14 protein-coding genes are annotated in these 13921 nt (G+C 69.5%); 10 read left to right on the plus strand and 4 right to left on the minus strand.

All coding sequences use genetic code 11. The features are described 5' to 3' along the window. Positions 1–1302: WS/DGAT/MGAT family O-acyltransferase (locus tag ASC61_RS02255; protein ID WP_235503458.1), on the minus strand; the 1302-nt coding region annotated here is incomplete at its 3' end. A gap of 146 nt (positions 1303–1448) precedes the next feature. On the opposite strand from ASC61_RS02255, the gene ASC61_RS02260 reads away from it, so the two are divergent. The 6 genes from ASC61_RS02260 to ASC61_RS02285 are packed head-to-tail and all read left to right on the plus strand — an operon-like array spanning position 1449 to position 7587. Continuing rightward, on the plus strand, positions 1449–2504 hold the full coding sequence (locus tag ASC61_RS02260; protein WP_056208732.1) for an alpha/beta hydrolase: 1056 nt from the start codon (positions 1449–1451) through the stop codon (positions 2502–2504). A 5-nt stretch (positions 2505–2509) separates the two neighbouring features. After that, positions 2510–2947: a hypothetical protein gene (locus tag ASC61_RS02265; protein ID WP_056208735.1), complete on the plus strand. Its 438-nt coding sequence runs from the start codon at positions 2510–2512 to the stop codon at positions 2945–2947. 48 nt (positions 2948–2995) lie between these two features. Further along, entirely contained in the window at positions 2996–5356 is a 2361-nt protein-coding gene (locus ASC61_RS02270) for an FdhF/YdeP family oxidoreductase (protein WP_056208738.1), read from the plus strand. Beyond that, positions 5353–5790 carry a DUF1810 domain-containing protein gene (locus ASC61_RS02275; protein ID WP_056208741.1) on the plus strand — a complete coding sequence of 146 codons (438 nt, stop codon included), beginning with the start codon at positions 5353–5355 and terminating at the stop codon, positions 5788–5790. The genes ASC61_RS02270 and ASC61_RS02275 overlap by 4 nt, the downstream gene beginning before the upstream one ends. 41 nt (positions 5791–5831) lie before the next feature. After that, a complete protein-coding gene (locus tag ASC61_RS02280; protein WP_056208744.1) occupies positions 5832–7094 on the plus strand; it encodes a magnesium transporter MgtE N-terminal domain-containing protein in 1263 nt (420 codons plus the stop codon). Then, positions 7087–7587 carry a DUF1003 domain-containing protein gene (locus tag ASC61_RS02285; protein ID WP_056208747.1) on the plus strand — a complete coding sequence of 167 codons (501 nt, stop codon included), beginning with the start codon at positions 7087–7089 and terminating at the stop codon, positions 7585–7587. Before ASC61_RS02280 ends, ASC61_RS02285 begins: the two co-directional genes overlap by 8 nt. A gap of 92 nt (positions 7588–7679) precedes the next feature. Here ASC61_RS02285 and ASC61_RS02290 read toward each other — a convergent pair whose 3' ends face one another. Beyond that, on the minus strand, positions 7680–9362 hold the full coding sequence (locus ASC61_RS02290; RefSeq protein WP_056208749.1) for an ABC-F family ATP-binding cassette domain-containing protein: 1683 nt from the start codon (positions 9360–9362) through the stop codon (positions 7680–7682). Positions 9363–9422: 60 nt separating this feature from the next. Between ASC61_RS02290 and ASC61_RS02295 the strand changes: the two genes are divergently transcribed. From ASC61_RS02295 to ASC61_RS02310, 4 genes are read left to right on the plus strand one after another with little or no spacing between them, the layout of a single operon-like run. Then, positions 9423–10358 (plus strand): TIGR01777 family oxidoreductase, encoded by a 936-nt coding sequence (locus ASC61_RS02295; protein WP_056208752.1) that lies wholly within the window; start codon positions 9423–9425, stop codon positions 10356–10358. Positions 10359–10408: 50 nt separating this feature from the next. Continuing rightward, positions 10409–11548 (plus strand): Mrp/NBP35 family ATP-binding protein, encoded by a 1140-nt coding sequence (locus ASC61_RS02300; protein ID WP_056208754.1) that lies wholly within the window; start codon positions 10409–10411, stop codon positions 11546–11548. Between the two features lie 7 nt (positions 11549–11555). Beyond that, positions 11556–11873 carry a sec-independent translocase gene (locus tag ASC61_RS02305; RefSeq protein WP_056208757.1) on the plus strand — a complete coding sequence of 106 codons (318 nt, stop codon included), beginning with the start codon at positions 11556–11558 and terminating at the stop codon, positions 11871–11873. 31 nt (positions 11874–11904) lie between these two features. After that, positions 11905–12411, plus strand: coding sequence for a hypothetical protein (locus tag ASC61_RS02310; RefSeq protein ID WP_056208759.1), 507 nt, complete (start codon positions 11905–11907; stop codon positions 12409–12411). On the opposite strand, the gene ASC61_RS02315 is transcribed toward ASC61_RS02310, so the two are convergent. After that, entirely contained in the window at positions 12408–13250 is an 843-nt protein-coding gene (locus ASC61_RS02315) for an anti-sigma factor family protein (RefSeq protein WP_056208761.1), read from the minus strand. The genes ASC61_RS02310 and ASC61_RS02315 overlap by 4 nt on opposite strands. Beyond that, a complete protein-coding gene (gene sigE, locus ASC61_RS02320; protein WP_056215196.1) occupies positions 13250–13816 on the minus strand; it encodes an RNA polymerase sigma factor SigE in 567 nt (188 codons plus the stop codon). The genes ASC61_RS02315 and sigE overlap by 1 nt, the downstream gene beginning before the upstream one ends. Positions 13817–13921 lie beyond the last annotated feature (105 nt).

The following is a 13921-nucleotide window of genomic DNA, read 5'->3' on the forward strand; positions in this document are numbered from 1 at the left end:
GTGAGGGACGGAGCGGCGGCAGCCGATGAGGCCGAAGTCCAGGTAGCCGGCCCGGCTCGTCAGCGTGATGTTGAGGGCGAGTCCGTCGGTGACGATCGACACCGGATACATCCCGTCGAGGCGTGAGCCGTTGAAGTACATCTCATTCTTGGGCCCAGGCACGTTCGACACGACGACGTTGAACGGCGGGTTCGTGTACTTCACGAAGCCGGGAATCGGCGTCAACGCCAGCGGCAGCATCTGAAGCGCCGAGAACGCCAGGATCTGGGTCGGGGTGAGGTCGCTGAGGATCTTCTTGGCCTGCCGCGACGAGTACGAGATCTCCTCGAGGCGGGTCGCCCCCTGGTCGCGGTCGGTCGCGAGGTTGACGATGATCGCACCCGTCGCGTTGCCGGTGCCGGTGTCCTTGCCCGCCGACTCGGCCCGCAGCGACAGCGACACCGGCACCATCGCCGTCATCGGCTCGTCGGGCAGGGCGTGCTGCTCGAGCAGGTAGTCCCGCAGCGCGCCCGACACCATCGCGAGGACCACGTCGTTGAGCGTCGTCGCCGAGGACTTGGCGACCCGCTGGATGCGCTCGATCTCCCACGACTGGGCGGCGAACCGTCGAGCGCCACCGATCGAGCCGTTGAGGATCGTCTTGGGGGCGCGAGGGAGCGTGACGTCGCCCTCGCGGATGATCTGGTTGGCGATCTTGAGCCCGGCCGGCACGAGCCCGGCGATGTCACCCGCAGCACCCGCCCCGGTACGTACGAGGGCCAATGGGTCGAACCCGCGCTTGTCGGACGACGGCTTGCGCGCGGGCAGCGCCCAGGGCGGCAGGCAGTCCTGGGCGTCGGGGTCCTCGCTCAGCGAGCGCTGCATGAGCCGCAACGCCGAGACGCCGTCGACCATGGCGTGGTGCACCTTGGTGTAGACCGCGATCCGGCCGTCCTGCAGGCCCTCGACGACGTGCACCTCCCAGAGGGGCCGACGCCGGTCGAGCAGCGAGCCGTGCCACCGGGACGTCAGCTGCAGGAGCTCACGGATGCGGCCTGGGCTCGGCACGGCCGAGTGGCGTACGTGGTGGTCGTAGTCGATCGTCTCGTCGCTCTTCCACCGCGTGCCGACAGGCTCGCCCGGACGCTTGCGGAACAACGGCGAGATGTTGTCGGTCTGCCGGAACGCCTCGAGCATCTCGCGCACGAACTCGGGGCCCGCTCCGTCAGGCGGCACGAACAGCTGGAGGCCGCCGACGTGCATCGGATGGTCCCGGTTCTCCGCCAGCAGGAACATCGAGTCCGTGGGTGGCATGAACGACATCGGCAATCCTCACGAAAAGTTGGACGTACTGGCAGTACGCTAACGATCGCATGTGGCGCAAGTCACTTTGTGTGAAGTATTCGTTAACGACTGTTCACCATGGCGGTGGGTAAACCACAGTTGCATGACAGTCTGAAGGGATTCCGATGGCTCCGCATCTGTCGCTGGCCGCTCAACCGCAGTTCTTCCGCGGAGCGAGCGTCCAGTCCCGCGTTCTCGGCTTCGGGCTGCGCCACACCGTACGCCCTCTGCTCGGCGCGTGGGCCCGCCTGCCGTTCGACGTCTTCCCGCCCAACGTGGTCGAGCAGATCGCCCGGATCCTGCCGGTGCACGAGGGCACGATGTGGCGGTCCGTCGACCTCGCCGACTGCGGCAGCGAGTGGCTGCAGGCCAAGGGCGTCTCGGACATCCACGGCGGCAACCGCGGCGCGATCCTCTACTTCCACGGTGGGGCGTTCCTCACCTGCGGGCTCAACACACACCGCCGCCTCGTGTCCCGCATCTCGTACGCCGCCAAGCAGCCCGTGCTCAACGTCGGCTACCGCCAGATGCCCTACGAGCCGATCACCGAGTCGGTCGCCGACGGCGTCGACGGCTTCCGCTGGCTGCTCGAGCAGGGCTATGCCCCTGAAGAGATCACCATCGCGGGCGACTCCGCCGGCGGCTACCTCGCCTTCAGCGTCGCCAGAGCGGTCATGGACAAGGGCTGGGGCCAGCCGGCCGGCGTCGTCGCGATCTCGCCGCTGCTCGACTTCGACCCCGCGGGCAAGCAGGGCCACCGCAACGCCAACCGCTGCGAGACGTTCCCGATGAGGGCTGTTGCCAAGCTCACCGACGTCTCGCTGCGCATGGACACCCGCCGTGGCATCTCGGGCCGTCGCGTCGACCCGGTCAACATGCCGCTCGCCGACATGCCCCCCGCCCTGATCCACATCGGCTCCAACGAGGTGCTGATGGCCGACGCCGAGCTGATGGCCAACCGGCTCGTCTCGGCCGGCGTGCCGTGCGACCTGCAGGTGTGGGACCGCCAGGTCCACGTGTTCCAGGCCGCCGCCTCGTGGGTGCCCGAAGCACGGACGGCGATCGACGAGATCGGTACGTTCGTCCGCGGCCTGGCCGAGCGCGAGGCCACCGGCACCGCACCGGTCGCTGCACCGGCGGAGGCAGCGACCTCGCGCCGCAGCCGGGCAGCCGTACGCTGAACCGTGTGAACCGCACCGACCTCGTCGCCGAGCTCGCCAAGAAGTCCGGACTCGTCTGGATCTCGTACGCCGGGCACACCCGCGCGGTGTGGCACGAGTGGATCGACGGCGCCGTGTGCGTCGTCGCCGGTGGCACGGAGCAGCCGCTGCCCGACATCGAGCGGCACGACACCGTGATCCTGAGCCTGCGGAGCAAGTCGACGCGAGCCCTGGTCGCCGAGGTCAAGGCCAGGGTCGAGGTCGTGACACCGGACTCCGAGCACTGGGACGCCGTGACCCTGGCTCTCAAGGCCGGTCGCCTCAACCTCGCCGACGGCGACCACGCGATCGAGCGATGGGCCACCGAGTCCGTCGTGGTGCGCCTCGTGCCGACCGACGAGATCTCGCTGCCGGACCAGATCACCACCTCGATCCGGCACACGTCACCGCATCTCACGCGTTGAGGTCGCGCATCCGGGTAGCGGGAAGCTGAGAGCCGAGGAGAGCCTGACATGCCTGACGACACGATCAACGAGGACGAGCTCGAGATCCACGACCCCAAGCGGACCGCGGCGGGGGTCACCGGCGTACGCGTGTCGTTGCAACGGTCGCTGTCGCACATGGGCCTCAAGAACACCGCCAAGACCCTGCTCAAGCTCAACCAGGCCGACGGTTTCGACTGCATGAGCTGCGCGTGGCCGGACCCCGACCCGGAGAACCGGCACACCGCCGAGTTCTGCGAGAACGGCGCCAAGGCCGTCGCCGAGGAGGCGACCAAGGACCGTGCCGATCCGGCGTTCTTCGCGCGGCACAGCATCGCCGACCTGTCGGCCCGCGACGAGTACTGGCTGGGTCAGCAGGGCCGCATCTCGCACCCCATGGTGAAGCGGCCCGGTGGGACGCACTACGAGGAGATCGGCTGGGAGGAGGCGCTGCGGCTGATAGGGAACCACCTCAACGCGCTGGGCTCACCCGACGAGGCGATCTTCTACACCTCGGGCCGGGCGTCCAACGAGGCCGCGTTCCTCTACCAGCTGTTCGTGCGCGCCTACGGCACCAACAACATGCCCGACTGCTCCAACATGTGCCACGAGTCCAGCGGCACCGCCCTGACCGAGTCGATCGGGATCGGCAAGGGCAGCGTCAGCCTGCGCGACATCTACGACGCCGAGTGCATCGTGATCGCCGGCCAGAATCCCGGCACCAACCACCCGCGCATGCTGTCCGCGCTCGAGATCGCCAAGCGCCGCGGCGCCAAGATCATCGCGATCAACCCGTTGCGGGAGGCCGGACTGGTCAACTTCCGCAACCCGCAGAAGCCTCGCGGCGTCGTGGGCAAGGGCACCGACATCGCCGACCTGCACCTGCCGATCAAGATCAACGGCGACCTCGCGCTGTTCCAGGCGCTCGGCTCGTTGCTGCTGGAGTGGGACGCCGTCGACCACGAGTTCGTCGAGCGGCACACGCATGGCTTCGAGGCGTGGGCTGAGCACGTACGCGCCGTCGACTGGGACGTCGTGGAGTCCGCGACCGGCCTCACCCGCGCCCAGATCACCGAGGCCGCGGAGCTGATCCGCGGCTCGGACGCCACGATCTACTGCTGGGCCATGGGCCTCACCCAGCACCGCAACGCCGTCGCGACGATCCGCGAGGTCGCCAACCTCGCGCTGGCCCGTGGCGACATCGGCAAGCGGGGCGCGGGACTGTGTCCCGTACGCGGCCACTCCAACGTCCAGGGTGATCGCACGATGGGGATCTGGGAGCGCGTGCCCGAGCACTTCCTCGACGCGTTGCAGTCCGAGTTCGGCTTCGACCCGCCCCGCAAGCACGGGCTCGACACGGTCGACGCGATTCGCGCGCTCCGCGACGGCAAGGCGTCGTTCTTCATGGGACTCGGTGGCAACTTCGTCCAGGCCGCCCCCGACACCGAGGTCACCGCCAAGGCTCTGGGCAGCGCCGCCATGACGGTGCAGGTGTCGACCAAGCTCAACCGCTCGCACGTCGAGTGCGGCGACACCGCCCTGATCCTGCCGACGATGGGCCGCACCGAGAAGCTCGTGACCCCGGCCGGCGAGCAGTACGTCACGGTCGAGGACTCGATGTCGGCCGTCCACGCCTCGCGCGGTGTCCTGCCGCCGATCAGCCCGCACGTACGCTCCGAGGTCGCGATCATCGCCGGACTGGCGGAGGCCACCGTCGGCCGCCGGCACGGCATCGACTGGTCGGCGATGGCGATCGACCACGACATCATCCGGCACCACATCTCGCGCGTCGTGCCGGGCTGCGAGGCATACACGCACAACGTCGACCGGCCCGGCGGCTTCGTGCTTCCGCATCCCCCGCGCGACTCTCGAACGTTCGAGACCTCGAGCGGCAAGGCCGAGTTCGTGCCCTCGCCGATCGAGCTGCTGCACGTGCCCGACGGGCATCTCGTGCTGCAGACGCTCCGCAGCCACGACCAGTTCAACACCACGATCTACGGCCTGAGCGACCGCTACCGCGGCATCGAGGACGGCCGCCGGGTCGTGTTCGTCCATCCCGACGACATCGCGGCGCAGGGCTTCGCACCCGGTGACCTGGTCGACCTCGTCTCGCACTGGGACGGCGACGACGTCACGCGCGTCGCCAAACGGTTCCGCATCGTCCCCTACGACACCCCTCGCGGTTCCGCCGCGGCCTACTACCCCGAGACCAACCCGCTCGTGCCGCTCGACTCGACGGCGACCGGCAGCAACCAGCCGACCTCCAAGTCCGTCATGGTCCGCCTCGAGCCGCACCCCACCCAGGACGAGGCCAACGTGGGTGCCGCGCAGGACGACGTGGGCGCCGACGACTCGCACAAGACCGATCGCCAGCCCCGGCACCTCTCGTGACCGATCCCTACGACCTGCAGCGGTTCGTCGACGCGCAGGACGGCGGTACGTACGACCGGGCGCTCGCCGAGCTGCGGGCCGGCCGCAAGACGAGCCACTGGATGTGGTTCGTCTTCCCGCAGGTCGCCGGGCTGGGCCGCAGCGAGATGGCGCTCCGCTATGCCATCGCGACGCTTGACGAGGCCGGGGCGTACGCGACGCACGAGGTGCTATGGCCCCGCTACGCAGCGTGCTGCGAGGCGCTTGCCGGACTCGGCGATGTCGCGATGCCGGACGTGCTCGGGCCGGTCGACGCGCAGAAGCTGCACTCCTCCCTGACGCTGTTCGCCCAAGTCGCTGCCCACCCCACGATCGCCCTGCTGATCGAGCGCCACTTCGGCGGCGAGCCGGACGCCGCGACGATCAGCCTGCTCCGACCAGTTCCGCCGCGCTGAGGTCCCACCTTCGGGGCAGGGCTCGACGGTAGAGTTCGAGCGTGAGCGCAACGCCCGGACGCATCTTCCTGTCCCGCATCGTGGGCCAGGCGGTCTTCGACCCCGCGGGCGACCAGGTGGGCAAGCTCCGCGACGTCGTCGTCGCCGTGCGCTCCGCGCGTCAGCGTCCCCGCGTGCTCGGGCTCGTCGTGGAGGTGCTGGGGCGGCGCCGGGTGTTCCTGCCGATCACCCGCGTCACGTCGCTCGACTCCGGTCAGATCATCACGACGGGCGTGCTCAACGTCCGCAAGTTCGTGCAGCGCCGCACCGAGACGCTCGCGATCCACGAGCTGCTCGACCGCACCGTGACGCTGCCCGACGGCTCGACCGGCACGGTCTACGACCTCGCGATGGAGCAGGACCCACGGCGCGACTGGTACGTCAGCGACGTCGCCGTGCAGGGTGGCGGCAAGCGGTTCGGGCGTCGCGGCCCGCACCAGGTGCTCGAGTGGGACCAGGTCAACGGCCTGACCACCGAGGAGACCGGCCAGGGCGCGACCCACCTGCTCGCCACGATGGACGAGATGCGCGCGGCCGACCTCGCCAACGCGTTGCGCGACCTCGCCCCCAAGCGCCGCATGGAGGTCGTCACCGAGCTCGACGACGAGCGCCTCGCCGACGTCCTCGAGGAGCTGCCCGAGAAGGACCAGGTCGAGATCCTCGGCGTGCTCGACCCCGAGCGGGCCTCCGACGTGCTCACCGAGATGGATCCCGACGACGCCGCCGACCTGCTCGGCGAGCTGCCCACCGCCGTCGCCGAGGCGCTGCTCGCGTTGATGGAGCCTGACGACGCCGAGGACGTACGCCGCCTGCTGACCTACGAGGAGCGCACCGCCGGCGGCATGATGACGACCGAGCCCGTCGTGCTGCCGCCTGACGCGACGATCGCCGAGGCGCTGGCACGCATCCGCAACCCCGACCTCATCCCGGCGCTCGCGTCGATGGTCTACGTGTGCCGGCCACCGCTCGAGACGCCGACCGGGAAGTTCCTCGGCATCGTCCACTTCCAGGCACTGCTGCGCGAGCCGCCCTCGACGCTGGTCAGCGCGATCGTCGACAACGACATCGACTGGCCGCGCCCCGAGGCGTCGCTCGAGCACGTCGCCAACCTGCTCGCCGCCTACAACATGGTCGCGCTGCCCGTCGTCGATGAGAACTCCCACCTGCTCGGGGCGGTGACCATCGACGACGTGCTCGACCACCTGCTGCCCGAAGGCTGGCGTGAGCAGGACGACACAGAGTCGGAGGTGGTCACGCATGGCTGACCGCGCCCGCCTCGACCAACCGCGTTCCGTACGCCGCTCGTTCCGCGGCCGTCGGGATCCCGACCCGGAGCGCTTCGGCCGGTTCGCCGAGTCGACCGCCCGGTTCCTCGGCACGGCGACCTTCATCGCGTGGATGACGGTGTTCGTCGTGGTCTGGATCGGCTGGAACATGCCGTACGGGCCCGACCGGCACCGCTGGGACGACTACCCGTTCATCTTCCTCACGCTGATCCTGTCGCTGCAGGCGTCCTATGCCGCGCCATTGATCCTGCTCGCGCAGAACCGCCAGGAGGCACGCGACCGGGTCACGCAGGAGCAGGACCGCGACGCGACGGCTCAGGCCAACGCCGACATGGAGTTCCTCGCCCGCGAGGTCGCGAGCCTGCGCCTCGGTCTCGGCGAGGTGGCCACCCGCGACTTCATCCGCGGCGAGCTGCGCGGCCTGATGGCCGACCTCGACGAGCGCGACGCCGAGGACGACCCCAAGGACTGACGTCCCCATCGCCGCGATGTGTGGACCTGTGTACGTCTCAGCCCGCCGATAGCGCCTGGAACTTCACACATCGCGAGGGCCGGTGCCCGGGTTCAACGGTCGCGGGCCACGCGGGTCTCGTCCCAGACCGGCTCGTCGGACTCGTAGACCCGGCCGTCGGCGCCGAACACCAGGAACCGGTCGAAGCCACGGGCGAACCAGCGGTCGTGAGTCACCGCCACCACCGTGCCCTCGAACGTCGACAGGGCCTGCTCCAGTGCCTCGGCCGAGTGCAGGTCGAGGTTGTCGGTCGGCTCGTCGAGCAGCAGCAGCGTCGCGTTGGACAGCTCGAGCAGCAGGATCTGGAACCGCGCCTGCTGGCCGCCCGACAGCTGCTCGAAGACCTGGTCACCCGCCTTGGCGAGGCCATAGCGGTCGAGCGCCTTGGCCGATCCTTCGTGCCCCATGCCCGTACGGTGCCCGTCGCCGTGGTGCAGGATCTCGAGGAGCGTGCGGCCGAGCAGTGAAGGGTGCTCGTGGGTCTGCGCGAACCAGCCCGGACGTACGCGTGACCCCAGCTTGGCCATGCCGGTGTGGTCGACCGGCGGCGGGATGACGTCGCCGACCGGCTCGTGCTCGATGTCGGGACGCGACCCGCCGCCGGCGAGGAGGCGCAGGAAGTGCGACTTGCCGGAGCCGTTGCTGCCCAGGACCGCGACGCGCTCGCCGAACCAGATCTCGAGGTCGAACGGCTTCATCAGGCCGGTGAGCTCGACCTGCTCGGCGACCACCGCACGCTTGGCCGTACGCCCACCGTCGAGCCGCATCCGCAGGTTCTGGGCGATCGGGACGGCCTCGGGCGGCCCTTCGCGCTCGAACCGCTCGAGCCGGGTCACCGCGGCCTGGAGCCGCGACGCCATGTCGGCGTTGTAGGCCGCCTTGGCGCGATACATCACGACGAGCGCCTTGAGCTTGGCGCGCTCCTCGTCCCATCGCAGCCGCCGCTCCTCGAGCTTGGCGTTGCGGTCGATGCGGGCCTGCAGGTACGTCGAGAAACGCCCTGGGTGCACCCACAAGGAGCTGCCGGCCGCGCCGGGCTCCAGCGTCGCGATGCGTTGGGCGACGCGCTCGATGAGCTCGCGGTCGTGACTGACGAACAGCACGGTCTTGGGCGACTCCACGAGCTCGTCCTCGAGCCACCGCTTCGCCGGCACGTCGAGGTAGTTGTCCGGCTCGTCGAGCAGGAGCACCTGCTCAGGCCCGCGCAGCAGCGCCTCGAGCACGAGACGCTTCTGCTCGCCGCCCGACAAGGTCGTGACCTGGCGCCACTGCGCCTTCTGGAACGGCACCCCGAGGGCCGAGACGGTGCACATGTCCCACATCGCCTCGTGCTCGTAGCCGCCGGCATCACCCCAGTCGACGAGCGCCTGCGCGTACGCCATCTGGGTGCGCTCGTCGTCGTGCTCCATCATCAGGAGCTCCATGCGGTCGACCTCGGCAGCGGCCTTGCGCACCGCCGGCGGCGCGACGGAGACCAGCAGGTCACGCACGGTCGACTCATCGCGTACGGACCCGATGAACTGCCGCATCACGCCGAGGCCGCCGGAGATCGTGACGGCGCCGTCATGGGGATCGAGGTCACCCGTCGCGATGCGCGTCAGCGTCGTCTTGCCGCTGCCGTTGGGACCGATCAGGGCGACCTTCATGCCCTCGCCCACGCGGAGGCTCACCTCGTCGAGCAAGGGTCGCCCGTCGGACAACGTGAAGCTGATGGAGTTGAGGTCGAGGTGTCCCACCCCGACATCCTCGCAGCACCCAGAATTGAACACGTTCAAATAATGGTCTAGGGTAAAGGCATGACCCATCCCGAGCTGAGAACCGCAGTCGTCGCCGGCGCCTCCGGATACCTCGGCCAGCACCTCGTCCGTACGCTCGCCAGCCGCGGCACCGACGTACGGACGATCGGCCGCAGCGCGGCCAGCGACGCGACGTGGTCCGATCCGGCGAGCCTGGTCGCCGCTCTGGAAGGCGCCGACCTGCTCGTGAACTTCGCGGGCCGCTCGGTGAGCTGCCGCTACACCAAGCGCAACGCCGACGCGATCTTCGCGTCGCGCACCGAGACCACGGCTGCGCTCGGCCGCGCACTGGCCGCGACCGCGCGGCCGCCGAGGCTGTGGGTCAACTCGAGCACCGGCACGATCTATCGCGACTCCCGCGACCGGCCGATGGACGAGGCGAGCGGCGAGCTCGGCACCGGGTTCTCGGTCGCTGTCGCTCGCGCCTGGGAGCACGAGCTGTTCTCCTCGACCACCACGGTCCGCAAGGTCGCGCTGCGCATGTCGATCGTGCTGGGGGCCGGCGGCGGCGCGCTCAACCCGTTCATCAACCTCGCGCGCATGGGGTTCGGCGGGCGCATGGGCGACGGCGAGCAGAAGCTCAGCTGGGTCCACGTCGACGACGTCGTCGCGGCCATCACCCATCTCTTCGAGCACCCCGAGGTCTCCGGGCCGGTCAACGTCGCCGCGCCCGAGGTCGTGACGAACGCCGAGATGATGCACCACGTCCGCGAGGCTCTCGGCCGCAACCGCGGCGTCCCGCTGCCGGCCTGGGCGCTCGAGGCGGGCGCGCGCATCATCCGCACCGAGCCCGAGCTCGTCCTCAAGAGCCGGTGGGTCGACTCCCGCGCGCTCCGCGAGTCCGACTTCCACTTCGCCCACCCCTCGCTCGCCGCCGCGCTCGACGAGATCGCCGGCCACACACCCCGGGGCCTGCTGCCTGTCGCGCTGGGCTGATTAGGTCACACTCAGCCGTTCCCGCAAGAGCGCCCCCGTACGATGGAGGCATGGCAGTCGTCACCGAAGAGCAAGTCCGTGAAGCCCTCAGCAAGGTCAACGACCCTGAGATCAAGCGACCCATCACCGAGCTCGGGATGGTCGACGGCGTCACGATCGAGGAAGCGCAGATCACCGTACGGCTGCTGCTGACGGTCTCCGGCTGCCCCCTCAAGGACACCCTCAACCGCGACATCACCGCTGCGATCGCCACCGTTGCGCCGGCCCACGCCGTCGTCGTCGACATGGGCGTCATGACCGACGAGCAGCGCAAGAGCATGCAGGAGCTGCTCCGCGGCGGCCGCACCGAGAAGGAGATCCCGTTCGCCCAGCCCGGCTCGCTGACCAAGGTCTTCGCGATCGCGTCGGGCAAGGGTGGCGTCGGCAAGTCGACCGTCACGGTCAACCTCGCACTCGCCATGGCCAAGCGCGGTCTCAAGGTCGGCATCATCGACGCCGACATCTACGGGCACTCGATCCCCGACATGCTCGGGGTCGGCGACCTCAGGCCGACCCAGGTCGAGGACATGATCATGCCGGTCCCGGTCAAGGGCATGAAGGTCATCAGCATCGGCATGCTCAAGCCCCGCAAGGACCAGGTCGTCGCCTGGCGAGGACCCATGCTCGACCGGGCGCTCGTGCAGATGCTCAGCGACGTCTACTGGGGCGACCTCGACGCCCTGCTGCTCGACCTGCCGCCCGGCACGGGCGACGTGGCGATCAGCCTCGGTCAGCACCTGCCCAACGCCGAGGTCGTCGTCGTGACGACACCGCAGCCCGCCGCAGCCGACGTGGCCGAGCGCGCCGGCACGATGGCCTCGATGATGCACCAGCGCGTCGTCGGCGTCATCGAGAACATGTCCTACCTCCAGGTCCCCGGCGGCGAGCGCATGGAGATCTTCGGCTCCGGCGGAGCGGCCAAGGTCGCCGAGACCCTCAGTGGTCGGTTCGGCTACGACGTCCCGATGCTCGGCCAGGTGCCGCTCGACCAGAGCCTCCGCGAAGGCGGCGACGCCGGCGACCCGATCGTCGAGACCGACCCCGACTCCGAAGCCGCCAAGGTCCTCCAAGGCGCGGCCGACCAGCTCAGTGGCCGTTCACGCGGTCTTGCGGGCATGCAGCTGGGACTCGCTCCGGCCGGAAGGCTCTAGGCGCCGCATGTTCGGCATGGGCCTGCCCGAGATCGGCGTCATCCTCGTCGTGGCCCTGCTCGTGTTCGGACCCGACAAGCTGCCCGAGATCGCCAAGCAGGCCGGCGGCTTCGTGCGTACCCTCCGCCAGATGGCCGAGAACGCCAAGAACGACCTGGGTCGCGAGATGGGCGAGGACTTCTCCGACCTCAACCTCCGCGACCTCGACCCGCGCGAGATCGTCCGCAAGAACTTCCTCGACGACGACACGACACCGTCACCGACCAAGGAGCAGCGGATCCTGCGCCCCGGCGAGACCCCGCCGTACGACTCCGAGTCGACCTAGAGGGCTGGGCCCGCGGTGCCATGATGGCGTCGTGGGCGCGATCACGATTCGACCGGTCGAGGCTGACGAGTGGCCCGTCGTGGCGTGGCTGTGGCAGTGCTTCCGCCACGACCTCGCACCGATCGTCTCCGCACTCCCCTACGCCGACGGCCGCTACCAGACGGCCGGGCTCCCGGCCGAGCACACGCCCGACACCATGACGTACATCGCGTGGCAGGACCATCCCCACACCCACGTGCCGGCCCCGATCGGCTTCGCGGTCGTCGACGACCTCACGACAAGCCGCCGGTCGCTCGCCGCGATGTGGATCGCCCCAGCCGTGCGCCGCGACGGGGTTGGCATGGCCCTGGCCCTCGACGTCGTCGGCCGTCACGACGGGCCGTGGGCGATCGTGTGTCAGCACGACAACGTCGCAGCACTCGGCTTCTGGCGCCGCTTCGCGGACCGGGCGTTCGGCGCGGGAGCGTGGCGCGAGGAGCAGCGCGCGGTGCCGGAGAAGCCTGGCGTGCCGCCGGACCACTGGATCGAGTCGGGCTAGGCCGCGTCGAGCCAGGCCGTCATGCGGTCGAGACCATCACGTACGCGCTCCGTGGGCGTCTCGTCGTGCGAGCCGCGGGGCAGCTGGGACACCGCGTGCTCGACCCGGGCACGATCGGCGTCGGTCACGATCGTGTAGACGACGCCGTCGTCGTCCCACGTCACGAGCATCGGCTCGCCCTCGCGCACCCAGACGTCGGAGCCGCCCATCTCGACCGGCTCGAAGTCCTTGATGCTGTCGTGGTCGAGCGATCCGTTCTGCTCGAACAGGTTGAGCTTGCTGCTGCCGTTGGAGTAGCTCAGCGCCACGACTTCTTCATGGTCCGCGAACGCGCCGGAGATGCGGTGCATGTCACCGGCAAGGGTCGTGAGGCACGGCCAGCCCGAGCCGTCGAGCTTGGTCATCGTCGCGTCCTCGATGACATGGCCGGCCGGCACAGCGGTGGCGCCGAAGAAGTCGGCTGCGTACTGGTTGAACGGCGGGGCGACCTCGTCGCCGACCCGCGAGTCGGTGCCGCCGACGGCGTAGGCGGTCATCACGACCGCCACCGAGGCGCTGGCCAGCACGACTCCGGCACGGAACGGTGCCGAGCGGCGTATGCGGACCCACCAGCTGTCGTTCTCGGGCGGAGCGGCCGCCAGGCTGGACAGCGAGGCGAGGAGGCCGGGAGGGGGCTCAGGGGCGGCAACCGTCGACATCCGAGACTTCAGCAGCCGCTGCTGACGCACCGCCTTGGCGCACTCGTCGCACGACTGCAGATGGGTGAGCGCCTCGCGCGTCGCGGGCTCGGACAGTTGTCCGTCCACGAACGCCGCGACGTCGGCACCCAGATGAGCCATCAGACCCCGACCGGACCCACGAATCGGGTCCGGCCCTTGCGGGGCGCACGGTGGGCGAGCGTCTCGCGCAGCTGCGTGCGGCCACGGTGGATGCGGGAACGGACCGTGCCGAGCTTGACGCCGAGCACGTCGGAGATCTCCTCGTACGACAGACCCTCGATGTCGCACAGCACGACGGCGACCCGGAACTCGTCGGACAGCGAGGCAAGCGCGAGCTCGATGTCGGGGTCGAAGTTGGCGTCGTGGACCGCGGACTCCGGCAGCACCTCAGAGCTCAGCAGCTTCTCCTCGGCGCCCTCGTAGAAGCCGTCCATGCGCAGGCGCGACTTGCGGCGTACGCGATCCAGGAAGAGGTTGGTGGTGATGCGGTGCAGCCAGCCCGGGAAGTTGCCCGGCTCATAGGTGTCGAGCGACTTGAACACGCGGATGAAGACGTCCTGGGTCAGGTCTTCGGCATCCTGGCGGTTGCCGGTCAGGCGGTAGGCCAACCGGTAGACCCGCGCGGAGTGCTCCGCGACGATGTCGTCCCAGTCGAGCGTTGCCGTGGTCACGTCGTCTTCCTTCATGAATTGATCGAACACCTCGTACCTGAGAGAACGCATGGAAACTCCTGACTGTTCCCCAGATTCCGGGCACATCACATGGTTGAGCCTCCGCAGCCAACGGCGTCC

It is taken from the genome of Aeromicrobium sp. Root344 (assembly GCF_001425755.1).
GTDB lineage: Bacteria > Actinomycetota > Actinomycetes > Propionibacteriales > Nocardioidaceae > Aeromicrobium.

Excerpts from the sequence above, each read along its gene's own strand:
- ASC61_RS02260 (WP_056208732.1), top strand. The coding sequence starts at position 1,449 with ATGGCTCCGCATCTGTCGCTGGCCGCTCAACCGCAGTTCTTCCGCGGA.
- ASC61_RS02270 (WP_056208738.1), top strand. The coding sequence starts at position 2,996 with ATGCCTGACGACACGATCAACGAGGACGAGCTCGAGATCCACGACCCC.
- ASC61_RS02285 (WP_056208747.1), top strand. The coding sequence starts at position 7,087 with ATGGCTGACCGCGCCCGCCTCGACCAACCGCGTTCCGTACGCCGCTCG.
- ASC61_RS02295 (WP_056208752.1), top strand. The coding sequence starts at position 9,423 with ATGACCCATCCCGAGCTGAGAACCGCAGTCGTCGCCGGCGCCTCCGGA.
- ASC61_RS02300 (WP_056208754.1), top strand. The coding sequence starts at position 10,409 with ATGGCAGTCGTCACCGAAGAGCAAGTCCGTGAAGCCCTCAGCAAGGTC.
- ASC61_RS02305 (WP_056208757.1), top strand. The coding sequence starts at position 11,556 with ATGTTCGGCATGGGCCTGCCCGAGATCGGCGTCATCCTCGTCGTGGCC.
- ASC61_RS02315 (WP_056208761.1), bottom strand. The coding sequence starts at position 13,250 with ATGGCTCATCTGGGTGCCGACGTCGCGGCGTTCGTGGACGGACAACTG.
- sigE (WP_056215196.1), bottom strand. The coding sequence starts at position 13,816 with ATGAAGGAAGACGACGTGACCACGGCAACGCTCGACTGGGACGACATC.